This is a genomic window from Streptomyces sp. NPDC041814 (assembly GCF_055590565.1).
The window spans coordinates 272028-295279 of record NZ_JBVJAM010000003.1; the positions used below are offsets into that span (position 1 = coordinate 272028).

Here is a 23252-nt window from a genome sequence, read left to right on the forward strand (position 1 = left end):
GCGTGATCGCGTGAACAGCACCGTCAGGGTGTCCGGGCTGACGGTCCGGCACCGCCGCAGGACCGCCCTGGACGCCGTGGACCTCGCCTTCGGGCCCGGTGTGCACGGGCTCCTGGGCCCCAACGGAGCCGGCAAGACCTCGCTGATCCGGGTCCTGTCCACGGCCGCCGCGCCGGACGCCGGGCGGATCGAGCTGCTGGGCGCCGGCGTGGGGTCGGCGTCCGACCACCGGGCCCGGGCGGAGGTCCGGCGCAGGCTGGGCTATCTGCCGCAGGAGTTCGGCTACTACGCCGGGTTCACCGTCCGCGAGTTCGTCGCGTATGTGGCGTGGCTCAAGGAGATGGACGGCGCCCGGGTGGCCGGCGCCGTGGAGCGCGCGGTGGACCGCGTGGGTCTCGCCGACCGGATCGACTCCCGGATGAAGACGCTGTCCGGCGGCATGCTCCGGCGCGTCGGCATCGCCCAGGCGATCGTCAACGAACCGGAGCTGCTGCTCCTGGACGAACCGACCGCCGGGCTCGACCCGGAACAGCGCGTCGAGTTCCGCGCCCTGATGCGGGACCTCGGGGGAAGCGCGACGGTCATCCTCTCCACCCATCTGGTCGAGGACGTGGTGGCGGCCTGCGAGGACGTGACCCTGATCGAGGCGGGCCGCGTCGCGTACCGGGGAACGACGGACGAGCTGGCGGCCCTCGGCAAGGACGACGAGACGGACGCGCTGAACGGCAGCCCGATCGAGCGGGGCTACACCACCGCCCTGCGCTCCCACCGGGCGACGGCGGGCGCCCGATGACCCTCACCGAAGCCCCCGAGCGGCGGAAGGCCCCCGGCCCGGCGCTCCCCGCCCTGCGCGCCGAGGCGCGGCGCGGCATCGGCCCGTGGACCGGGCTGTCCACGGCGGTCACGCTCGGCGTGACCATGGCCGCGAAGGCCGACTCCTGGCAGGGCGACTGGATCGAGACCCAGAGCCTCCTGCACTCCGGCGCCACCCTGCTCGCCGGTCCTCTGGTGGCCGCGGCGGCCTGCTGGCAGGGCGCCCGCGACCACCGGCGCTCGACCGACGAGCTGTGGCGCTCCACGCCGCGTGCCCGGTGGCGGCGGATGGCGGTGGCCGCGCTGCCGGTCGCGCTGTGGGCGGTCGCCGGGTACGTGGTCGCGCTGGCCGGGACCCTGGCGGCCACGTGGCCGTACGCGGGCGGCGGCGGCCCGCTCCCCTCCCTCGTCGTGGTGGACGGCGCCGTCCTGGCGGCCGTGGCGCTGCTCGGGTTCTCCGCCGGTGTGCTGTGCCGGTGGCGGCTGGCCGCGCCCGTCGTCGCCGCGCTGATGTACCTGGTGCTCGGGGTGCCGAACTACTCGGAAACCTCGACGCAGTACCTCGACCCGGCCGTGCAGTACGCGCTGTGGGACCAGGTGCCCGTGTGGTGGTTCGCCCCCGCCATGGTGGTCTGGACCGGCGGACTCGCGGTTGCCGCGCTCACCGCCGTCGCGGCCCGGCGCCGGCTCACGGCTCTCGTACCGCTCGCCGTGGCGGCCGTCGTCGCCCCGCTGATCGTGTCCACGGGCGACGGCATGTTCCGGGCCGATCCGGCGGCCCACCACCTCGCCTGCACGGAGGGGACCCCCCGGTTCTGCCTGAGCGGGCGTCAGGAGCACCTGCTGCCCCAGGTCGCCGAGGCGCTGTCGGGGCTGACCGGGCGGCTGGAGGGGGTCCCCGGCGCCCCGGAGCGTTACGTCGACCGGTTTCCCGCGTCTCCCGCGCGGCGCGCCGACGAGTCGTGGATGCCCACCCCGAACGTCGGCTGGTACCTCCTGCGCGGGCGGCTCCAGCACACGGAGGACTTCGCCTGGCAGGTGGCCGTGCAGCTGCACGACCGGGACTGCCCCGGTCACGAGGCGGGATCCGAGAGCTGGAACCGCGTGACCGGGACCGACTTCGCGGTCTCCGGGTGGCTGATCGGTCCCCGCACGGCACAGGTCTATGTTTCGGATTCCCCCGAGCTCCGCCGACTCGAAGCCATGCCCGACGCCGAGCGCCGCACCTGGCTCGGCCGCTACATGAGCGCCCGCAACAGCTGCGATCCCTCGGAGGTACCGGTCCTGTGAGCCTGCCCGTCCTCTACCTCCGCTCCCGCACCCTCCCCCGTACCGCAGCCGCCGTGGCCTGCACGGCCCTGCTCGCGGCCTGGGCCGCCCACTGGATCCAGGCGCAGCCCACCTTCGACCACAGGGCCCGCGTCCCCGTCCTGGTCCTGGCCCCGCTGCTGGTCTCGTCGGCCATCGGGACGAGCCTGTACGCCCCGGCGGACGAGCTCGACCGGACGGCGGTCCGGCGCTGGTGGCCCCGCCGGCTGGCGCACCTGCTCGCGCTCACCGTCCCGGCCGCCGCAGCCCTCGCGCTGGCCGTGCCCGGGCACCCGGAGGCGTTCGGCGCGCCCGGCATGGTGCGCAACGTGCTGGGCGCGACCGGGATCACCGCCGCCGCGGCCGCCCTGATCGGCGCCCGGCTCAGCTGGCTGCCGGTCACCGTGTACATCGGCGCGGTCTACCTGGCCGCGCCGCGCACCCCGGGCGGGGCCGCCGCCGTGTGGGCCTGGCCGATGCAGCCGGGGCCCCAGGCGGGGGCGTGGGTCGTCGCGGCGGCGGCGTTCGCGGGCGGGGCGGCGCTGTACGCCGTGCGCGGGGCGCGCCGCGAGCGCGGCTGACCGGGCCCGTACGAACTCGCTGGCCCCCGCCCGTCCCCGCGCGACAGGATGGCGGGGACAGTCGCCCCGGCCACCGGAGATCAGCGCCATGCCCCACACGTTCGGCCCCGCCGCCGACGCCCCCGTCACCCTGGACCGCCGCGAGGGACCCCACGGGGAGGTCGTCCTGCGCCGGCGCGGCGAGGACTTCGAGATCATCGCCAACGGGTGCTTCCTGATGGACACCTCCGACGGGCGCTCCGAGCGGCTGCTGATCGACGCCGCGCTCGCCGCGCTCCCGGCCGGCCGCTCCGGGCCCGCCGTGCTCATCGGCGGGCTCGGAGTCGGGTTCTCGCTCGCCCGGGCCGCCGCCGAGCCCCGGTGGGGCCGGATCGCGGTCGCCGAGCGGGAGGAGGCGATCGTGGACTGGCACCGGCGGGGCCCGCTGGACCGGATCTCGGGACCCGCGCTCGCCGACCCCCGCACGGAGATCCTGACGACCGACCTCGTCGCGTACCTGCGTACGACTACGGACCGTTACGACGCACTGTGTCTGGACATCGACAACGGGCCGGACTGGACGGTCACCGAGGACAACAACGACCTCTACTCCCCCGCGGGCCTCGCCTACTGCCGTGCGCGGCTCAACCCGGGCGGGGTGCTCGCCGTCTGGTCCGCACAACCGTCCGCCGCATTCGACCAGGCCCTACGGAATGCCGGATTCCAGGGGGTACGGGCGGAAGAAGTGGGCGTTGCCCGAGGTGTGCCCGACGTGGTCCATCTCGCAATCCGGGACGAGTGAGATCCCCCCACCGGGTATCGGAAGCCCCGGACACCCGGGGGCCAGGGCCCCCGGACACGGCACTCCGCTCCACGCGAGAGCCTCGCGCGGCGGTCCGGCCTTGCACCCTGCGTAGCCGGAAACCCTCCGCTGCCTCTACGCTGCTGACCGGTAGCGGGATCACCCAACGAAATTCACGAGCGAAAACCGTACGTCCGGGGGAATGGCCTCCGTGAGAACGGGCAGGGGCGGGGCGATGGAACAGACACACACCACCCACAGCGGCGTCGCGGCCACCCCGGGCGCGCAGCGCCGGGTGCTGGTGGTCGAGGACGACGCCACGATCGTCGATGCCATTTCCGCCCGGCTGCGGGCGGAGGGCTTTCTCGTGCAGACCGCGCTCGACGGCCCGGCCGCAGTGGACGCGGCCGAGGCATGGCAGCCCGACCTGATGGTGCTCGACATCATGCTGCCCGGCTTCGACGGCCTGGAGGTCTGCCGCCGGGTCCAGGCCCAGCGGCCGGTGCCGGTGCTGATGCTGACCGCGCGGGACGACGAGACCGACATGCTCGTCGGGCTCGGGGTCGGCGCCGACGACTACATGACCAAGCCGTTCTCGATGCGTGAGCTGGCCGCCCGGGTGCACGTACTGCTGCGCCGGGTGGAGCGGGCCGCGCTGGCCGCGGTGACGCCGCGCAGCGGCATACTCCGCCTCGGCGAGCTGGAGATCGACCACGCGCAGCGCCGGGTGCGGGTCCGCGCCGACGACGTGCACCTGACCCCGACCGAGTTCGACCTGCTGGTCTGCCTGGCCAACACCCCGCGCGCGGTGCTCTCCCGGGAGCAGCTGCTCGCCGAGGTGTGGGACTGGGCGGACGCCTCGGGCACCCGGACGGTCGACAGCCACATCAAGGCGCTGCGCCGGAAGATCGGCGCGGAGCGCATCCGTACCGTGCACGGCGTCGGTTACGCGCTGGAGACCCCCGCGCCATGACCTCGCCCGGACCGGGGCTGCGGCCGTTCTCGATCAAGGCCAAGCTGGGCACCCTGGTGGTGGTCTCGGTGTTCATCACCACCGGACTGATCATGGTGGCCTTCCGTACGCGGACCGAGCTGCGGTTCATCACCGTGTTCTCGGTCATCGCGACCCTGCTGATCACCCAGTTCGTGGCGCACGGCCTGACCGCCCCGCTGGACGAGATGCGCGCGGTGGCCCGGTCGATCTCGCACGGCGACTACACCCGGCGGGTCAACGGGGCGGGCCGCCGCGACGAGCTCGGCGACCTGGCGCAGACCATCAATCTGATGGCCGACGACCTGGCGGCCGTGGACCGGCACCGCAAGGAGCTGGTGGCGAACGTCTCGCACGAGCTGCGCACGCCCATCGCGGCGCTGAGAGCCGTCCTGGAGAACGTCGTGGACGGGGTGTCCTCGGCCGATCCCGAGACGATGCGCACCGCACTGAAACAGACGGAGCGCCTGGGCCGCCTCGTGGAGACGCTGCTCGACCTGTCCCGCCTCGACAACGGCGTCGTCACGCTGAAGGCCAACCGCTTCGAGGTGTGGCCCTATCTTTCCGGGGTGCTGAAGGAGGCGAACCTCGCCGCCGCGCACCGCCGGCTCTCCTCCGGGTCCGGCAACCACTCCCGTACGGACGTCCATCTGCACCTGGACGTGTCGCCGCCCGAGCTGACCGCGCACGCGGACGCGGAGCGGCTGCACCAGGTGGTGGCCAATCTCATCGACAACGCCGTCAAGCACAGCCCGCCGCACGGCCGGGTCACGGTGCTGGCCCGGCGCGGCCCGCAGCCGGAGTCCCTGCACCTGGAGGTGGTGGACGAGGGCCCCGGCATCCCGGAGTCCGAGCGCCACCGGGTCTTCGAGCGGTTCAACCGGGGCGACGTGGCCTCGCCGCACGGTCCTGGCAGCGACGGCGGTACGGGGCTCGGCCTGGCGATCGCCCGCTGGGCGGTGGATCTCCACGGCGGCCGGATCGGAGTGGCCGAATCTGCTCGCGGCTGCCGGATCCGCGTCACTCTTCCGGGGATTCCACAACCGCGAGGTTGACTTAGGGTTCGAACCGGAAGGCCGCGTTCTGCGTGTTCCGGTAACGGGATACGGTCGAGGGGGCCGCTGCCGCGGCCTCGCGTACCCGGAGCGAAGCGGAACCATGCTTGTTTCCCGCCATTTCCAGCGCCGAAACCCGGCTTCCGATGTGACTTGCACGACGAAGACCTCCCCGGCCTGCAAGGAACGGCCGCGGAGGCGTAGCCTTGATTCCCGCTGTCCATCACCTTGCGAAGCGGAAGAGGGCGGTCACCGCCGTGTCGTCTCAGTCCCCCAGTAACTCGAGCATCTCGACCGACCAGGCCGGCCCGGGCACCAACCCGGCCGCGGCATTCGGCGCCAATGAGTGGCTCGTCGACGAGATCTACCAGCAGTACCTCCAGGACCCCAATTCGGTCGATCGTGCCTGGTGGGACTTCTTCGCCGACTACAAGCCGGGCAAGACCGGCACGGCGGACAAGCCCGGCACCGCAGCCGCGGGGGCTGCAGCGCCCGCCGCCCCGGCCGCCCCCACCACACCGGCGGCCCCGGCCGCTCCGGCCCAGCCCGCCGCCCAGGCCCCGGCGGCCCCCGCCGCCCCGGCCCAGGCAGCCCCGGCGGCCCCCGCCGCCCCGGCCCAGGCAGCCCCGGCGGCCCCGGCCGCTCCGGCCGCGCCCAAGGCACCGGCGAAGGCCGCCCCGGCTCCGGCCGCCAAGGCCCCCGCCGCGAAGGCCAAGGCCGCCGCGGACACCGAGGCGCCGGCCGGACCGGAGTACGTGACGCTGCGCGGCCCGTCCGCCGCGGTCGCGAAGAACATGAACGCCTCGCTGGAGCTGCCCACGGCCACGTCCGTGCGCGCCGTCCCGGTGAAGCTGCTCTTCGACAACCGCATCGTCATCAACAACCACCTCAAGCGCGCCCGCGGCGGGAAGATCTCCTTCACGCACCTCATCGGGTACGCGATGGTGCAGGCGCTCAAGGCCATGCCGGCCATGAACTACTCCTACGCGGAGAAGGACGGCAAGCCGACCCTCGTCAAGCCGGAGCACGTCAACCTCGGCCTGGCCATCGACCTGGTGAAGCCCAACGGCGACCGCCAGCTGGTCGTCGCGGCCATCAAGAAGGCCGAGACGCTCAACTTCTTCGAGTTCTGGCAGGCGTACGAGGACATCGTCCGGCGCGCCCGCAACGGCAAGCTCGGCATGGACGACTTCACCGGCGTCACCGCCTCGCTGACCAACCCCGGCGGCATCGGCACCGTCCACTCGGTGCCCCGCCTGATGCCCGGTCAGGGCCTCATCATGGGCGTCGGCGCGATGGACTACCCGGCCGAGTTCCAGGGCACCTCGCAGGACACCCTGAACAAGCTGGGCATCTCCAAGGTCATGACCCTGACCTCCACGTACGACCACCGGGTCATCCAGGGTGCCGCCTCGGGCGAGTTCCTGCGCATCCTCTCCCAGCTGCTGCTCGGCGAGAACGAGTTCTACGACGAGATCTTCAAGGCACTGCGCATCCCCTACGAGCCGGTCCGCTGGCTCAAGGACATCGACGCCTCGCACGACGACGACGTCACCAAGGCCGCGCGGGTCTTCGAGCTGATCCACTCCTACCGGGTCCGCGGCCACGTCATGGCCGACACCGACCCGCTGGAGTACCACCAGCGCAAGCACCCCGACCTCGACATCACCGAGCACGGCCTCACCCTGTGGGACCTGGAGCGGGACTTCGCGGTCGGCGGGTTCGCCGGCAAGTCGATGATGAAGCTCCGCGACATCCTCGGCGTCCTGCGCGAGTCGTACTGCCGCACCACCGGCATCGAGTTCATGCACATCCAGGACCCGAAGCAGCGCAAGTGGCTCCAGGACCGGGTGGAGCGTCCGCGCCCCAAGCCGGAGCGCGAGGAGCAGCTGCGCATCCTGCGCCGCCTGAACGCCGCCGAGGCCTTCGAGACGTTCCTGCAGACCAAGTACGTCGGCCAGAAGCGGTTCTCGCTGGAGGGTGGCGAGTCCGTCATCCCGCTGCTCGACGCGGTCATCGACTCCGCCGCCGAGGCCCGCCTCGACGAGGTCGTCATCGGCATGGCCCACCGCGGCCGCCTGAACGTCCTGGCGAACATCGTGGGCAAGTCGTACGCCCAGATCTTCCGCGAGTTCGAGGGCAACCTCGACCCGCGCTCGATGCACGGCTCCGGCGACGTGAAGTACCACCTGGGCGCCGAGGGCACCTTCACCGGCCTGGACGGCGAGCAGATCAAGGTCTCGCTGGCCGCCAACCCCTCGCACCTGGAGGCGGTCGACCCGGTCCTGGAGGGCATCGCCCGCGCCAAGCAGGACATCATCAACAAGGGCGGCACGGACTTCACCGTCCTGCCCGTCGCCCTCCACGGCGACGCGGCCTTCGCCGGCCAGGGCGTCGTCGCCGAGACGCTCAACATGTCGCAGCTGCGCGGCTACCGCACCGGCGGCACCGTGCACGTGGTGATCAACAACCAGGTCGGCTTCACCGCCGCCCCGGAGTCCTCCCGCTCCTCGATGTACGCCACCGACGTGGCGCGCATGATCGAGGCGCCGATCATCCACGTCAACGGCGACGACCCCGAGGCCGTCGTCCGGGTCGCCCGGCTCGCCTTCGAGTTCCGCCAGGCGTTCAACAAGGACGTCGTGATCGACCTCATCTGCTACCGCCGTCGCGGTCACAACGAGGGCGACAACCCGGAGTTCACCAACCCGCAGATGTACACCCTGATCGACAAGAAGCGCTCGGTGCGCAAGCTCTACACCGAGTCCCTGATCGGTCGCGGCGACATCACCCTGGAAGAGGCGGAGCAGGCGCTCCAGGACTTCCAGGGCCAGCTGGAGAAGGTCTTCGCCGAGGTCCGCGAGGCCACCTCGCAGCCCGCGCAGCCGCACGTCTCCGACCCGCAGGCCCACTTCCCGGTCGCCGTGAACACCGCGGTCTCCGCCGAGGTCGTCAAGCGGATCGCCGAGTCGCAGGTCAACATCCCCGAGTCGATCACCGTGCACCCGCGTCTGATGCCTCAGATGCAGCGCCGTGCCGCTTCGGTGGAGAACGGCACGATCGACTGGGGCATGGGCGAGACCCTGGCCATCGGTTCGCTGCTGATGGAGGGCACCCCGGTCCGGCTCGCCGGCCAGGACAGCCGCCGCGGCACCTTCGGCCAGCGTCACGCGGTCCTCGTCGACCAGGTCACGGGCGAGGACTACACCCCGCTCCTCTACCTGACGGACGACCAGGCCCGTTACAACGTCTACGACTCGCTCCTCAGCGAGTACGCGGCGATGGGCTTCGAGTACGGCTACTCGCTGGCCCGACCGGAGTCGCTGGTCATCTGGGAGGCCCAGTTCGGTGACTTCGTCAACGGCGCGCAGACCGTCGTGGACGAGTTCATCTCCTCGGCCGAGCAGAAGTGGGGCCAGACCTCCGGCGTCACGCTGCTCCTGCCGCACGGTTACGAGGGCCAGGGCCCGGACCACTCGTCCGCCCGCCCCGAGCGCTTCCTCCAGATGTGCGCGCAGGACAACATGACGGTCGCGATGCCGACCCTGCCGTCGAACTACTTCCACCTCCTGCGGTGGCAGGTGCACAACCCGCACCACAAGCCGCTGATCGTCTTCACCCCGAAGTCGATGCTCCGTCTCAAGGCGGCGGCGTCGAAGGTGGAGGAGTTCACCTCCGGCGGCTTCCGTCCGGTCATCGGCGACGACACGGTCGAGCCGAGCGCCGTCCGCAAGGTCGTCTTCTGCGCCGGCAAGGTCTACTACGACCTGGAGGCCGAGCGCGAGAAGCGGGGCGTCACGGACACCGCGATCATCCGTCTGGAGCGCCTGTACCCGCTGCCGGGTGCCGAGATCCAGGCCGAGATCGCCAAGTACCCGAACGCCGCGAAGTACCTGTGGGCCCAGGAGGAGCCGGCCAACCAGGGCGCCTGGCCGTTCATCGCCCTGAACCTGATCGACCACCTGGACCTGGCCGTCGGCGCGGACGTTCCGCACGGCGAGCGCCTGCGCCGCATCTCGCGCCCGCACGGCTCGTCCCCGGCGGTCGGCTCGGCCAAGCGCCACCAGGCGGAGCAGACCCAGCTGGTCAACGAGGTCTTCGAGGCCTGACCGGCAGCCGTACGCCCGAGGGGCCCGTTCCGCGTTCGTTCGCGGGGCGGGCCCCTCGGCCGTGGCGGCTCAGGTGACGAGCGGTTCGAAGGGCCAGAACCGGGGGAGCGGGTCCGCCGGACCGGCTGTGAGCACCTGGCGGCAGGCCACGGCCAGCGGGTGGCGGGGCCCCAGCACCTCGTCGGCCCGCGCGCTGTTCGTACGCCCCGGCAGACGCCGGTCCGCGGGCCGCACCAGCGCGGCGTTCAACGCCCAGCCGATCGCCCAGGGGTGGTCCTCGCCGACGGCCCGCGCCATCCGGACGACGGCCCGCTCGATGCCCTCGGCGCCACGGTCCCGGTCGCCGGCCGTCCACCGCATCAGCCCCAGGTTCCCCCGCGTGCCGATGGTGTACGGGTGCTCGTCGCCCAGCATGCTCCGGTAGCCGGCCACCACCTGCTCGTGGAGGTCCAGGGCCTCGCGGGGGTCGCCCGCCTCCCGTTGCGCAGAGGCGGTTCCGGCGCTGATCAGGAGGGTGAGCGGGGCGAACTCGCCCAGGGTGCGCAGGGCGTCCCGCCGGATGCGGTCCAGGTCCGCGAGCACCGCCGGGGCGCCCCTGGTCGCGTACTGGCACAGCGCCAGGTGGTACCGGCCGCGCAGCGTCTGCGGGGCGTTGCCCCCGAGCACCCGCAGATGGTGGTCGACCGTTTCCCGCAGCGCGTGCTCCGCCTCCCGGTACCGGCCGAGGAGCCGCAGGTCCATGGCGAGGTTGATCTCCGAATACAGCGCCGGCGGCGCGTCCGGCGACAGCACCGCGCGGCGGAGTTCGAGGCAGCGCTCGTCCAGGGCGAGGGCTTCCCCGTACCGGCCGAGGAGCCGCAGGGAGACGGCGAGGTTGTTCTCCGCGTTGAGGGTGCGGGGGTCCTCGGGCCCGAGGAGCCGGCGGTCGCGTTCCAGGATGGACGCGGACAGCTCGGCCGCCTCCCCGTAGCGGCCGAGCCCGCGCAGGTCGGCGGCGAGTCCGCCGGCGGCCCGCAGGTGGTCCAGGTCCAGTTCGCCGCGCTCGGCCGCCAGGAAGTCCGCGGTGGCGCGCTCGACCTTCTCGCTGTTGCGGTAGTCGCCGAGGGCCCGCAGCAGATTGGCGTAATGGTGGCGCAGGGCCCAGATGCGGGGCTCGGCGGCGGCGCCGGGGGTGCTCTCCCAGGTCTGCGTCGCCACTTCGGCGAACCGGATGCCGCTGTTGTACTCGCCGGAGAGATACATGTAGCGCAGGCAGTTGAGGACCAACTGGTGGACCTGCGGGTCCGTGCTCTCCAGGACCTCCGCCCACTTGAGGTGGTTGGTGAGTGCGGCGTACGCGGGCCAGTGGCGCGGGTCGGAGGGGTCGCCCGGGTCGGCGGCGGCGAGCGCCCGGGCGGCCCCCTCGGCGAGCGCCCACCGCTCGCGCTCAGGGATGTCCTTGCGGATGATCTGGTGGACCATGCGGTGAAGGTGGACCGACTCGTCGGTTCCGCGGGACTCCACGCGGATCACGGAGAACCGGCGGAGCTGGCGGATCGCGCTGTTCCACGACAGCGGATCGCGCGTGAGCCGGGCAAGCTCCTCGGGCAGCACCTCGGGCGGTACGGCCCTGAGCAGTTGTACGGGGACGGCCCCGGGTGCGAAGAAGCAGCAGAGGTGCAGCAGGTGGATGGCTTCCGGGGCGGTCTCGCGGAGCCGGTTCAGCAGGATCGCCCAGGCGGTCCGGAAGGGGAGCGGGAAGTCGGCCGACACGTGACCGACTTCCTGGTCGGCGCCTTCTTCCAGCAGTTCGATGTACTCCTCGACCGGCATCTCCGATTCGCTCAGCCAGCCCGCCGCCTGGTCGAGCAGGAGCGGAAGGTCCTCCAGTGCCTCGGCGAGCCGGCCGGCTTCGGCAGCGGTGAGGCGTGGCGCCCGGCGACACAGGAAGGTGATCGACTCCTGGCGGGCGTGCGCGGGTACTTCGACGACCTGACCGCCGCGTTCGGCCCAATTCTGGTTCCGGGAGGTGATCAGCACGTGTCCGGTCCCGGGAGGCACCAGGTCCCACAGCTCTTCCGGGTCGTCCGCCCCGTCCAGGATCAGCAGCCACCGGGCGTACGGCTCACCCCGGCCCAGCGCCTCGCGTACGGCCCGAAGCCGTTCCCCGTACTCGGCGCCGGTCGACAGGCCGAGTGCCGGGGCCAGTTCGGCGAGTCCCTGCCGGTAGTGCGCGCGCCGGTCGGCGGACACCCACCAGATGGCGTCATACTCGGATCCGAATCGGTAGACGTACTCCGCCGCAACCTGCGTCTTGCCGATCCCGGGCATGCCGTGCAGGACCACGCGCCGCCGTCCCGGCTCGGCCAGGCGGAGATTCTCGTAGACGGTCGCCAGCAGCTCTTCTCGGCCGGTGAAGCGGGTGTTGCGGCGCGGTACTCCGCCCCAGACGGTGGGCACGCTTGCCGGGAAGCGGGGCCGCAACGATGCGGCTGCTTCCGGGGGCGGCGGGTCCGTGGGCAGCCCCAGCCGGGCGAGGAGCCGCCGCTCCGCCTCCTCGGCGCCGACGTTGGTGAGATCGGCCGCGTCGAAGACGCTTGCGCCTTCGGGAAGCGCGGACGTGGTGATGCGAACGGCCGCGAACCGGTCGGCGTGAGGGGCGACTTCGGAGCCCAGGGCGCGGTCCCACTCATCGGGGCTCCGGGGCCCTAGCTGGAAGTACCAGTCGCTGAGGATCACCAGGACGCGCCCGGGCGCGAGCATCAGGTCCCGCAGCGCCTCCTCCAGCGGTTCGTCCGGCGCCGGGTTCCACTCCCGGTGGAGCGCCCGCACCCCGCGCCGCTCCAGACGGTCCCCGATCCACTCCGCCCACGCCCGGTTGTATCCGGCGGAGCTGAGGGTGACGCTCGCGTCGGGCTGCGGGGCAAGCGGACCCGGGCGCGTCGCGACTGTCCCCCGCACCACGGCCTCGGGCCGGGCCGACTCCGTGATCGCGCAAGGAAGTTCCGCCTTGCGGACCGAAGCCCCCCACTGGTTGAAGATGGTCAGCCGCAGCACCCCGGGGCCGGTGGAGGGCCCCGCGGTGACGAGGAACGTCGCGGGGCCGTACGTGCCGCCGAAGCGGTGCAGGACGAGACCGGGGTCCTCGATCGCCTCGCAGACGAAGTGCGGCGCGCCTTCCAGGGCGACGCTGAACGTCAGCTCCTCCTCGTCGTACGGCCAGGCGTCGCCGTCCGTGTCCCCGTGGGCGTCGAGCGGGCCGCGCAGGTCGACGCTGACGCACTGGACGAGGCCCGGTTCCACCTCGGGAAGCCAGCCCACGACGGGTTCGATCAGGAGGGGGCGCTCGTCGCGGGTCATGGCCGCCCACCCGCCTCGGCCGGTACGGGGGCGCCCTGCCGGCGTGCGGCGAGGCGCAGGGTGCTGAGCGGGTGCCCGTAGTACTGGAACATCAGGCTGTACAGCAGCCGCAGCACGTTCCGCTGCCGGTCCGCGTCGAAGGTGCCGTCGTCCTTGACCATCATCGGGACCCCGCCGCCCGCGAGGAAGCTGTCGTGGACCTCCGCGCGGAAGGCCCGGAGCGCACCGGCGACGGGCCGGCCGGGGTCCTCGGTCACGGTGTCGACGATGCGGCGGATCATCCCCCGGGCCTCGGGATCGCCGACCGCGCCCGCCGAGACGATGCAGCCGCCCGCACCGTTGCGCAGGAAGATCTGGGTGAATCCGCGCAGATACTGCCTTCCGTCGCCGCCGTAGTCGAGGAAGCGCCCGGAGTGGCAGGCGTTGAGGCAGACCAGGGCCTCGTCGCGGCCGAGGAGGCGCATGTCGAGGTCGTGGTAGTCGGCCCAGGTGCCACCGGCCAGGGTGAGCTTGCTGAGTTCCTGGTCGAAGGTGCCGTGGCAGCCCATGTACACGAGGCCGGTGCGCTGCTCGGCGAGATCGTCCAGCTTGTTCAGGAAGCTCTCGATGCCGAAGTGCGGCCGGTGTTCGTACGGGGTGAAGAACTCCTGGTCATGGGTCATGTCGGCGTGGAAGAAGCTCAGGACCCGGCCGTCGGGGGCGACCGCCCGTTCCGGGAAGTCGTCCAGCCAGCGCGCCACGTCCACGAGCGCGCCGAGCGGCCCGCCGCGCAGCCCGGCGACCGGCTCCGGGGGCAGGTCCAGGGCCTCCCAGGGCAGCTCGAAGCCGGTCTGGTCCAGGAAGACGATCTGGAGGGTGTCGCCGTGGACCCGCCGGCACCGGTTGATCCAGTCCGTCAGCCGGTACTGGTACTTCGACCAGCGCCGGATGGACCGGAAGAGCTCGGAGGGCGGGGTGCCGCCCCGGCGCGCGTGGCCGAATCCGATGTCCCCGGGCCGCAGCTGGCCGGGTCCCGTGGTGTACGGAAGGGGGTCCACGCCCGCGCACCACGCCTCGATCCCGAACGCGTCGGGAGCACCCGCCCCGGTGTGGTGGCGTCCGACCCGGATGCGGGCGTACGCCGTGTCCGGCGGGCGGGCGGCGTCCACGGGCGCGGCGCCCAGACCGCGTGGCTCCGCAGTGCGCGCGTCCTCCGGGCCCGGCGGGCGCTGCCCGGGGAGCGCCTGTGCGGCGGAGGCGACCACGCTCCGGATCAGCCGGAGCCGGCCGTCACCCATGGCGCGCCTCCCGGTCCGGGGCGCCGGGGGCGTCCTCGCCGTCGGCCGGCCCGACGATCCCGCCGCCCAGGGCCTCGGCCAGGGCGGCCGGGAGGCGGGTGTACGGGGGCCGGCCGGGGGCCAGGACCACGCTGCGGAGGCGGCTGCGGCCCAGGGCGCGGATGTGTGCCGCCACGGCGACGGCGTCGTCGACGCCGGCCCGGCGCACCGGTCCCGGCGCCGGGCGGCCGCTGCGGCTCACGGTGAGCGGGACGTTGCCCCGGCCGTCGGTGGCGACGACCAGGAGGGCTTCGACCAGTCCGGCGCTGTGGTGGTGCCGGAAGGCCCGGTGCAGCGCCTGCCCGGCCAGGTCGAGGCCGTGGGCGAGCGGGGTGGCCCGTCCGGGTCGCCTGGCCAGCGCGGCGGCGATGCGGGGGTCCCGGGTGGAGCGGGCGGTGAAGGCGCGGGCGCGGAGCTCGTCCGGCTCGCCCCCGCCGCCGACCTCGACCACATGGACGGAGGCCCGGGTGACGTACGCCCAGCGCAGGAACGGTTCGAGGGCCGGGTACCAGTCCCATCCGCCCCGGCACGTGTGGTCGAGGACGACGGTCAGCATCCGTACGGGCTCCGGGGCCCGGACGTAGCCGCGCAGGTCCGACGGGGCGATCACCAGCGGGCCGTCCGTACCGCCGCGCACGACCCGGTACTTCGCGGCCTCCATCGCGGTGCGGACCAGGGCCGGGTCCCACAGGTCGCGGGCGCGCCGCACCCCGATGACCGGCCCCCTGGAGGCACGCGCCCCGGCGTCGCGCCGGGCGGGGATCCGTAGCGTGGCCTCGCCGTGCCCGGGTCCCGCCACGTCCTCCGGGTACGGGAGGTTCCCGGCCGGTGACGGTTCCCCGGGAGCCGCCGCCGGGCCGAGCGGCTGCGCGGATTCCGGCCCGTGCACGGGGAGACCCGCTTCGGCCTCGTGCTCCGCGACGCGCGGGGCCTCCGGGCGCGGCAGCGGGCGGCCCGCCCCCGGCGGCTCGGGCAGTTCCCGGTCCGGGGCGTGCTCCGGCCGCGCTTCGGGGCGGTGCGCGGTGCGGAGCCGGATGAGCCGCGCGGCGCGGTCCACGTGGGCGGGGGTGACGGTGGGGCTGTCCTGCGGGGCGTCCGCCGGGTCGTCCAGGCGGGCCAGGGCGCGGGCGATGCGGGCGAGGGCGAGCGCCCGCCGGTTGCCGCCGCCGTCCTGCTCGTCCAGGAGGTCCAGCACGGCGGCGACGGCCTCGTCGGTGAGCGCGGCGGGAGGCCGGGGGGTGCCCGGTGCGAGCACCGCCGCCCAGTCGTCGGGGAGCGGCCCGAGCGGGTCCGGTCCGGGGCTCGGGCGCAGGTCCGGGGCGGCCAGCCGCAGGGCGAAGCGGTCCAGGAGGTGCGGGGAGAGGAGGGCGGCGTCCTCGGACCGGCAGCACGCCAGCCACCGTGCGCGGGGCCGCCAGTGGTGCCGGATTCCGGAGTGCTCCAGGGCGGCGGTATCCGAGCCGAGCAGCTGGACGGCGGCGCGCCGGCCGGGGACGCTGAGCCGGGCGAGGTCGGGGACGACGACCAGCCGCGGCCCGTCGTCCGGCTCGGCGAGCGGACCGGGGCCGAAGTCGAACGCGATGCCTTCCGGGCCCCGGCGCACTCGGGGGCGTATCCACAGGTCCTCGTCCACCGTGGCGGAGTCCAGCACGGTCCGGGGCGCGGGGCGGCCGTGCGGCGACCCGGACGAGCGGCCGAGGAGCTGGGCGAACATCCGTGAGACGACCGGCAGGTGCTCGGGCGGGAGGTCGAAGACCAGGACTCCGGCGAGCGAGGGCTCCAGCGCGGCGGAGACGAGCACGGTGAGCAGGCGCCGGAGGACCCCCTCCGGCTCCTCCGGGTCCTGGTCGCCTGTCGGTCGCACCGGCATCCCCATGTCAGCCGAAGAGCTCGTCCAGCGCGGATTCCTCTTCCTGCCCCCAGGCCGGCTCGGGGCCGCCGTGCACCGAATCGGGCCGGCGGTGGCGCAGGGCGAGCGGCACCACCCGGCGTACGTGGGAACGCTCGACGGACCGGGCGCCGTCCCGCGCGGCGAGCGCGCGGGCCGCCTTGGCGACGAGCAGGTCGCCCCGCTGGCCGACGGCGCCGGTGCGGGCGGCGGCCTCGGCGCAGAGCCTGCTGATGTCCGGCTCCAGGCGGACCGCCGTCAGCCGTTCCCTGGCGGTGATCAGAGCGTTCCGCAGGCGCCTGTTGTCGTCCTCGGCGGCCCGTAACCAGGCGGAGCCGGCGACGAGGCGTTCCTCCTCGAAGGCGAGCACGGTGGTGATCATCCGGTGCCGCTCGTCGATGTCCAGCTCGGCGGCGGTCACCATCAGCCCGAACCGGTCGAGCAGTTGGGCCCGCAGGCTGCCCTCCTCGGGGTTCATCGTGCCGACGAGCCCGAACGAGACATGGGCCTCGGTGTCGATGCCCTCCCGCTGCACGGACAGGACACCGGTGGAGACGACGTCGAGGATGATGTTGACGATGTGGTCGTCCAGGAGGTTGACCTCGTCCACATAGAGCAGGCCCTTCTCATGCGCCTCCTCCAGGAGGCCGGGCTGCCGTCGCGCCTGGCCGTGCATCAGGGCGTCCAGCTCCCAGCCGCCGAGCACCCGGTCGTCGGTCGCGTTGATCGGCAGGGTGACGGGCAGGCACCCGCCGGTCATCAGCGCGAAGGCCCGGACCACGGTGGACTTGGCCGTGCCGCGCTGCCCGGCGATGAGCACGCCGCCGATGGCCGGTGCGATGAAGTTTAGCTCCAGGGCCAGCTTCAGCTCGTCCTGCCCGACGATGCGGCTGTACGGGAGGATCGGCGCGGGTAACGCCTCGGCCGCCGCGTCGCTCACGAGGGCGCCACCACCGTGGACACCCGCTCCTCACGTCCCGGCTGCCAGCGGAAGGTGACCTGGATCTGCGCCTCCGCCCCGGCCTTCACCACGGCGGCCATGCCCGCCTCGAAGGTGATGCCGACCTGGAGCTCGACCTCGTCGGGCCGCAGCCCGTCCCCGAGGTCGCCCAGCCTGCGCATCGCCTGGGAGGCGCAGCGCCGGGCGAGGTCGAGGCCGTCCCCGTAGAGATCCTGCGCCGCCCCGAGGGCCCGGCGCCCGGCACCGTCCCGGGTGTCCTCGCTTCCGTAGAGGGAGTCCGCGTCGGTGACGGGCGGGCCGGTGGTCGTGAACGTCTCGGCGTCCACGACCACCGGTATCGGGCCGTCTTCGCCGGGTGCCGGTGAACCCACCACAACTGCCATCATCGCCCCCGAACGAGTGTCAACTGGCCTGTAGAGCAACGTTACTGATCCGCAGCCGCTCACGTCACGGCATCAGATGGTCACTGGCTCGAAGTCCCAGTAGGGACGGTTGCGGGAACGGGCCGAGACCGTGTGGACGTGTTGCGCACCGAGCGTCGCCGCCAGGTCCTCCAGAGCCTCGTTCTCGATCTTCTCGGCCTTCTGCCGGTCACGGAGACCGCGCAGGTCGGCCGCGTGGGCGATGCGGGCGGACAGCGTCAGCGGGTGGGTGCGGCCCAGGACCTCGACGGCGCGGGTGATGACGGACTCCGTCAGCGCGGCCGCGCCCTCGGGGTCGCCCACGAGGTTCCGCAGCGCCGAGGCGTTGATGCCGCAGCCCAGCGTCCACGGATGATGCTCGCCGACGGCCTGGGTCATGGTGGCCAGCGCCTCCTCCAGCAGCACGTGGGCGTGCTCCCGCTCCCCCACGTTGCGCAGGATCAGGGCGTGGTTGGACCGGGTGCCCGCCGCGTACGGGTGGTCGTCGCCGAGCATGTCCGCGTAGCCGCTCACCACCTTCTCGCTTATCGCCCTGGCCTGGTCGACGTTGCCGTGTTCGCGGGCGAAGCAGCTCTGCCCGGCCGAGAACATGATCGTCAGCGGGTCGTTCTCGCCCAGGACGCGTTCGCCTCGTTCCAGGACGCGGCTGAAAAGGGACGCGGCCTTGGCACGTTCACCGTTGCGGTAGTGACACAGCGCGAGGTTGTGCTCGGCGCGCAAGGTCTGCGGGTTGTCCGGCCCCAGGACCCGCCGCTGAACCTGGACACTCTGGTTCTGCAGGGAGAACGCCTCGTTGTAACGCCCGAGGAGGCGCAGGTCGATGGAGTAGCTGATCTCGGAGGACAGCGTCCACGCGTGCCGCTGGCGCAGCAACTGGCGGCGTGCGTCCAGGGTGCGCCCGTCGAGTTCGAGGGCCTCCTGGTACCGGCCCAGCAGCCGCAGCGTCACGGCCAGGTTGTTCTGCGCGCTGAGCGTGCGGGAGTCCTGGTCGCCCAGCAGGTCGTGGTAGCTGGCCAGGAGCCACCGGGAGATCTCCAGCGCCTCGTCGTACCGGCCGAGGCCACGAAGGTCGGCGGCCAGCCCGCTGGAGGCACGCAGGTGTTCCAGGTCCTGGGTGCCACGCTCGGATCGCAGTTGCTCCACCGCCGCGCGTTCGATGGCCTCGGTGGCCGCGTAGTCGCCGACGGCCCTCAGCAGGTTGGCGTAGTGGTAGCTGAGGTCCCAGATCCTGGCGTGGTCGTCGCCGAACAGTTCGCGCCATGCGGTCAGGGCGCGTTCGCCCAGCTTGATGCCGGCCCGGTACTCCCCCGACAGGTACATGTAGCGCAGGCAGTTGAGGACCAGGGTCTGCACTGCGGGGTCGGCGCTCTTCAGTACGTCGGCCCACTTGAGGTGCGGAGTGATCTCCGCGTACGCGGGCCACAGGCGGGTGTCGGTGGGGCGGCCGGGGTCCGCCGCCGCGAGGGCGCGCCGGACGACGTCGATGAACTCCTGCCGGTTCTCCTCCGCCATGTCATGGCCCACGATCTGGTGGACCATGCGGTGCATGTAGATGGATTCCCCGGAGGACGCCGCGTCGGTGCCCGATTCATGGGATTCCAGACGCACCACGGAGTACTGGCGGAGCTGGTTGATGGCCTTGTTCCACAGCAGGGGGTCGCTCATCAGCCCGGAGACCTGTTCCGGCAGGTCACCGGGCGGCATCTCCTTGAGGAGCCGTACGGGGATGGAGCCGGGTGCGAAGAAGCTGCAGAGGCGCAGCAGGTCGACGGACTCGGGGACGGTGTCCCGGAGCTTGTTCAGCAGTATCGACCAGGCGGTCTGGAAGGCGAGGGGGAAGTCGGCGGAGACCTTGACTACGTCCTGGTCGATGCCGCCTTCGAGGAGTTCGATGTACTCCTCCACCGAGAGATCCGAGTCGTTGAGCCAGCCGGCGGTCTGGTCGAGCAGCAGCGGCAGGTCTTCGAGGGCCTCGGCGAGCTGGTCGGCTTCGGCGGGTGTCAGGCGCGGGGCGCGGCGGCGGATGAAGGCCACGGACTCTTCGCGCCGGTAGACGGGCACCTCGACCAGGTTGCTGTTGTGCTCGCTCCACTCCGGGTTGCGGGAGGTGATGAGCACGTGCCCGGGCCCGGTGGGCACCAGGTCCCAGATCTGGTCGGGCTCGTCGGCGCCGTCCAGGATCAGCAGCCAGTGGGAGTGGGGGTCGCCCCGGCGCAGCGAGTCGCGGACGGCACGGAGCCGTTCTCCGTACTCGGGGCCGGTGGACAGGCCGAGTTCCGGGGCGAGTTCGGCGAGCTTCTGCCGGTAGAGGGCGCGCCGGTCGGCCTGCACCCACCACACCACGTCGTACTCGGAGCCGAAGCGGTAGACGTACTCCGCCGCCAGCTGGGTCTTCCCGACGCCGGACATGCCGTGCAGGGTCACGACCCCGGCGCCCGGTCCGGATTCCTGGAGCGCCCGGTACGCGTCGGTGAGCAACTGCTCGCGTCCGGTGAAGCGGATGTTGCGTCGCGGCACCCCGCCCCACACCTGCGGGGTGTCGGCCGGGAATCGCGGGCCCGCGGGCGTGCCCTCGGGCAGCGGGTCGGTGGGCAGTCCCAGCCGGACGAGGAGCCGCCGCTCCGCCTCCTCGGCGCCGACGTTGGTGAGGTCGGCGGCGCCGAAGGCGGATGTGGCTCCGGGGAGCGCCGACGTGGTGACGCACACCGCCGAGAACCGGTCGGGGCTGGACGCGACTTCGGAGCGCAGGGCCCGGTTCCACTCCTCGTGGCTCCGGGGGCCCAGCTGGAAGTACCAGTCGCTGAGCACCACCAGGACACGGCCGCGTGCGAGCGTCAGGTCCCGCAGCGACTCCTCCAGCGGGGTCGAGACCGGCGGGTCCCACCGCTGCTGGACGACCTCCACACCACGCCGCTCCAGACGGTCCGCGATCCACGCCGCCCAGGCGCGGTTGAAACCGGCGAAACTGATCGTGACGGTGTTCGCCCCGGCTACTCCAACTGGCTTACGCGTTCCGGGCATTCAGCCGTCTCCCTGCCTCGATACGAGCCTTCTCAACATACCCCGGAGCATGGCCGCTCCGACTGGAATCCGGGCGATGTTCACTGCCTTCGCGAGCCGTTCCTCTGCTGCCATATCACCTTGGCGGTGCTCACGTACGCCTGAGCGCGCGCGAGGTGCCCCGTGGGAGGCGGCGAATCCTCCAGACGGTGGTAGACGGTGATCATCTCGTTGACGAGCGTGCGCCCCTCGGCGGTGAGCGCCGCCGACCCGGCCAGCACCGGCAGTACGGCACCCACCTGCTGCCGGCAGCGCGCGTGCTCGGCCCAGGCCAGGTCCCGGTGGGTGGACCGGTGCGCGTGCAGTGCGAACCGCTGCCAGAAGTCCGCCAGCGCGAGGTGCGAATAGGCACCCTGGAGCAGTCCGTCGAAGGGCCGGGGATCGGGGCGCCAGGGCGCGAAGTGCCGGGGCGTCGCGTCCTCGTGGTGCAGGGGGACGAGGACGCAGAGCGCGGAGAGCTTGGCGTGCTGGAGTTCGTGCACGAGCGTGGAGGCGAAGTAGGCCGGGGTGGAGGGCTTGCTGCTGAGCACCGCGCCGAACGCCTCGCGCCGGGTACCGCTGCAATGAGCGGCGCTGCGGCCGGTGGGCCCGGAGCCGGGCGGCGGGCCGAGCGGGACCATGCAGCGCAGCAGCACGGACGCCTCGGTGAGCCGGTGCTCGCCGCCGACGCGCAGCAGCGGTTCGACCCCGGACCAGGACTCGGCCCACGCCTTGCGCTCCCAGTCGTCGATCCGGGCGGCATCGCCCAGCCCGTGGTGCTCGGCCCCGCCGCGCGTCCGGTACGGGTCGAGGTCGTCCAGCAGCACGGGGCCCGTGCCGGGCACGACGGCGGGCAGTACGACCAGGGGCACCCAGCGGGGGTCCGCGGAGCTCGTGGCCCCGTCCTGCTGGACCTGGACGGTGAAGGGCGCGCCGTCGGCGGGCCGTACGGTCAGCTCGCCCTCGCGGAAGCGGAGTTCGACCGGCCCGGTGTCCGCGCGTACCGCTCCCAGCGTGGGAAGCGACAGGAACCCGCCGCGCGGTCCGAGCCGCACCCGGAACCCCACCCCCGCCCGCAGCGCCGCCGCCGCCACCAGCGCCGTCAGGTGGGCCAGGTCGGCCAGGAGGTCGGGCCCTCCCGGCCCGCCCGAGGTCAGCCCGCCCAGCAGCCGCTGCGCCCACGGCCCGGCCAAGGGGTGGAACAGAACGGTCCGCACCGCCTCCCGGTCCGCGAGTTCGGCGGCTTCGAGGAGGGCCCAGTCCTCGCGGAGGCGGTCCAGCAGCGCTGGTGGGCACACGGTGGGCGGGGCGGCCTCCGCCGCGTCGAGCACGGCGCGCAGGAGGACGAGGCGGCGGGTGTCCTGGTCGCGGACGAGCAGGCCGAGGGATGCGGCGTCGCCCTCGGTGCGGCCGAGTTCGCGCAGGACGTGGTCGGGGACGGCAGCACTCATGGGGGGTCTCCAGCGGTTGCGTCGGCGAGCCGTTCCGCGATGTGGCGGATCAGGCGTTCGAGGTCGGCGCAGTAGACGGAGGGGTTTTGGAAGCCGTTGTCTGCGCGGTAGCGGTGTGCGTAGTGGCCGCCCCCGCATACGGTCAGCAGCGGGCAGGCGCGGCAGGCGGCGGCGAGCGCGCCGGCCCCCGCCTGGCGGGCGGCCACGCCGGGGTGGCGCAGCGCCTCGTCGAAGGTGTGGCGGAAGACGTCGAGGCCGGTGGCGGCCGCGCCGTCGTACGCGGACTTGAGCGAGTCGACCTGCTCGATGGAGCCGTCCGTCTCGATCACGACCGCGTTGAGCGGGTCCAGGCCGAGCGATTCGGTCGCGGCGGGCAGCCCGAGGAGCAGCGCGAAGCACTCCTCGAAGAGCCGGATCCGGGTCTCCCGCCGGGGCGCCCCCCACCAGCGGTCGAAGACCGCGCACAGCCAGTCGCCGTACGGGGTGGGGCGCCCCGGGCCGGGAGCGGTGGGAAGGCCCGGCGGCGGGCTGGACCAGTTGCCGTGCGGCAGCAGGAGGTCCAGGGCCGGAGGGCGCAGGGCGAGCAGCGATTCGTACGTCTCGACCGGGTCGGTGCGCGGGTCGACCACCGTGAGGATGCCCGCGTACGCCTCCGGGTGGCGGTCGGCCAGGAGCCGGGCGCCTCGGGAGGCGGCGGGCCAGGAGGGACGGCCCGCGTGGTCGGTGCGCAGGGTGTTGTGGGCGGCGAGCCCGCCGTCCAGGCTGATGCCGACGCGGATGCCGTGCCGGGCGAGGGTGGTGATGCCGGCGTCCGTGAGCAGCGTGGCGTTGGTCTGCACGGTGGTGCGTACGGCGCAGCCGGCCGGCACCCGCTCGCGCACCGCGTCGGCGAGTGCCGCCAGCCGGCCCGGCCCGGCGAGCAGGGGTTCGCCGCCGTGCAGGACGAGGGCGATGCCGCCGAGCCCGTGGGCGGCGGCGTGCTCGGCTATCCGGGCGGCGGTCCGGTCGAGGACGGCGGGCGACGCGGCGGACGGGCGGTCGCGCCAGGTGCGGTCGGGGCCCTCGTACAGGTAGCAGTAGCGGCAGGCCAGGTTGCAGCGGCCGTGCACCTTCACGATGAACTGCCCGAAGGGCACCGGTCCGGGGCCCGGCGCCCCCGTCACGTCCTGCTCCGTGTGCCGCCCCCGCGGCGTCGTCC

Annotated in this window: 15 protein-coding genes; 7 read left to right on the forward strand and 8 right to left on the reverse strand. The window is 73.1% G+C overall.

Annotated elements, in window-relative coordinates; all coding sequences use genetic code 11:
* Positions 1-10 precede the first annotated feature (10 nt).
* From ACZ6C6_RS10890 to ACZ6C6_RS10920, 7 genes are all read left to right on the forward strand, one after another.
* Positions 11-793, forward strand: coding sequence for an ATP-binding cassette domain-containing protein (locus ACZ6C6_RS10890; protein WP_469201327.1), 783 nt, complete (start codon positions 11-13; stop codon positions 791-793).
* Positions 790-2103, forward strand: coding sequence for a hypothetical protein (locus ACZ6C6_RS10895; RefSeq protein ID WP_469201329.1), 1314 nt, complete (start codon positions 790-792; stop codon positions 2101-2103). Before ACZ6C6_RS10890 ends, ACZ6C6_RS10895 begins: the two co-directional genes overlap by 4 nt.
* A complete protein-coding gene (locus ACZ6C6_RS10900; protein WP_469201331.1) occupies positions 2100-2702 on the forward strand; it encodes a hypothetical protein in 603 nt (200 codons plus the stop codon). The genes ACZ6C6_RS10895 and ACZ6C6_RS10900 overlap by 4 nt, the downstream gene beginning before the upstream one ends.
* An 88-nt stretch (positions 2703-2790) precedes the next feature.
* Positions 2791-3483: a spermidine synthase family protein gene (locus ACZ6C6_RS10905; protein WP_469201333.1), complete on the forward strand. Its 693-nt coding sequence runs from the start codon at positions 2791-2793 to the stop codon at positions 3481-3483.
* A gap of 235 nt (positions 3484-3718) precedes the next feature.
* The gene (locus ACZ6C6_RS10910) at positions 3719-4456 is read left to right on the forward strand and encodes a response regulator transcription factor (RefSeq protein ID WP_073963975.1); all 738 of its coding nucleotides are present in this window, start codon (positions 3719-3721) and stop codon (positions 4454-4456) included.
* Positions 4453-5529, forward strand: coding sequence for a HAMP domain-containing sensor histidine kinase (locus ACZ6C6_RS10915; RefSeq protein ID WP_018102697.1), 1077 nt, complete (start codon positions 4453-4455; stop codon positions 5527-5529). The genes ACZ6C6_RS10910 and ACZ6C6_RS10915 overlap by 4 nt, the downstream gene beginning before the upstream one ends.
* A gap of 257 nt (positions 5530-5786) precedes the next feature.
* A complete protein-coding gene (locus tag ACZ6C6_RS10920; protein WP_469201336.1) occupies positions 5787-9638 on the forward strand; it encodes a multifunctional oxoglutarate decarboxylase/oxoglutarate dehydrogenase thiamine pyrophosphate-binding subunit/dihydrolipoyllysine-residue succinyltransferase subunit in 3852 nt (1283 codons plus the stop codon).
* A 69-nt stretch (positions 9639-9707) separates the two neighbouring features.
* On the opposite strand, the gene fxsT (ACZ6C6_RS10925) is transcribed toward ACZ6C6_RS10920, so the two are convergent.
* The 8 genes from fxsT (ACZ6C6_RS10925) to ACZ6C6_RS10960 form a co-directional block, all read right to left on the reverse strand.
* Entirely contained in the window at positions 9708-12977 is a 3270-nt protein-coding gene (gene fxsT / locus ACZ6C6_RS10925; RefSeq protein WP_469201337.1) for an FxSxx-COOH system tetratricopeptide repeat protein, read from the reverse strand.
* Positions 12974-14254 (reverse strand): CHAT domain-containing protein, encoded by a 1281-nt coding sequence (locus tag ACZ6C6_RS10930; protein ID WP_469201339.1) that lies wholly within the window; start codon positions 14252-14254, stop codon positions 12974-12976. Before ACZ6C6_RS10930 ends, fxsT (ACZ6C6_RS10925) begins: the two co-directional genes overlap by 4 nt.
* Positions 14247-16163, reverse strand: a complete 1917-nt coding sequence (locus tag ACZ6C6_RS10935) for a vWA domain-containing protein (protein WP_469201341.1) — start codon at positions 16161-16163, stop codon at positions 14247-14249. The genes ACZ6C6_RS10930 and ACZ6C6_RS10935 overlap by 8 nt, the downstream gene beginning before the upstream one ends.
* A gap of 7 nt (positions 16164-16170) precedes the next feature.
* Positions 16171-17121, reverse strand: a complete 951-nt coding sequence (locus tag ACZ6C6_RS10940) for an AAA family ATPase (RefSeq protein WP_469201343.1) — start codon at positions 17119-17121, stop codon at positions 16171-16173.
* Entirely contained in the window at positions 17118-17516 is a 399-nt protein-coding gene (locus ACZ6C6_RS10945) for a CU044_2847 family protein (protein WP_469201345.1), read from the reverse strand. The genes ACZ6C6_RS10940 and ACZ6C6_RS10945 overlap by 4 nt, the downstream gene beginning before the upstream one ends.
* Before the next feature lie 81 nt (positions 17517-17597).
* On the reverse strand, positions 17598-20585 hold the full coding sequence (gene fxsT / locus ACZ6C6_RS10950) for an FxSxx-COOH system tetratricopeptide repeat protein (RefSeq protein ID WP_469201347.1): 2988 nt from the start codon (positions 20583-20585) through the stop codon (positions 17598-17600).
* A gap of 80 nt (positions 20586-20665) precedes the next feature.
* The gene (locus ACZ6C6_RS10955) at positions 20666-22054 is read right to left on the reverse strand and encodes an aKG-HExxH-type peptide beta-hydroxylase (RefSeq protein ID WP_469201349.1); all 1389 of its coding nucleotides are present in this window, start codon (positions 22052-22054) and stop codon (positions 20666-20668) included.
* Positions 22051-23217: an FxsB family cyclophane-forming radical SAM/SPASM peptide maturase gene (locus tag ACZ6C6_RS10960; RefSeq protein WP_469201351.1), complete on the reverse strand. Its 1167-nt coding sequence runs from the start codon at positions 23215-23217 to the stop codon at positions 22051-22053. Before ACZ6C6_RS10960 ends, ACZ6C6_RS10955 begins: the two co-directional genes overlap by 4 nt.
* Positions 23218-23252 lie beyond the last annotated feature (35 nt).

Excerpts from the sequence above, each read along its gene's own strand:
- ACZ6C6_RS10895 (WP_469201329.1), top strand. The coding sequence starts at position 790 with ATGACCCTCACCGAAGCCCCCGAGCGGCGGAAGGCCCCCGGCCCGGCG.
- ACZ6C6_RS10905 (WP_469201333.1), top strand. The coding sequence starts at position 2,791 with ATGCCCCACACGTTCGGCCCCGCCGCCGACGCCCCCGTCACCCTGGAC.
- ACZ6C6_RS10910 (WP_073963975.1), top strand. The coding sequence starts at position 3,719 with ATGGAACAGACACACACCACCCACAGCGGCGTCGCGGCCACCCCGGGC.
- ACZ6C6_RS10915 (WP_018102697.1), top strand. The coding sequence starts at position 4,453 with ATGACCTCGCCCGGACCGGGGCTGCGGCCGTTCTCGATCAAGGCCAAG.
- fxsT (WP_469201337.1), bottom strand. The coding sequence starts at position 12,977 with ATGACCCGCGACGAGCGCCCCCTCCTGATCGAACCCGTCGTGGGCTGG.
- ACZ6C6_RS10930 (WP_469201339.1), bottom strand. The coding sequence starts at position 14,254 with ATGGGTGACGGCCGGCTCCGGCTGATCCGGAGCGTGGTCGCCTCCGCC.
- ACZ6C6_RS10935 (WP_469201341.1), bottom strand. The coding sequence starts at position 16,163 with ATGCCGGTGCGACCGACAGGCGACCAGGACCCGGAGGAGCCGGAGGGG.
- fxsT (WP_469201347.1), bottom strand. The coding sequence starts at position 20,585 with ATGCCCGGAACGCGTAAGCCAGTTGGAGTAGCCGGGGCGAACACCGTC.
- ACZ6C6_RS10955 (WP_469201349.1), bottom strand. The coding sequence starts at position 22,054 with ATGAGTGCTGCCGTCCCCGACCACGTCCTGCGCGAACTCGGCCGCACC.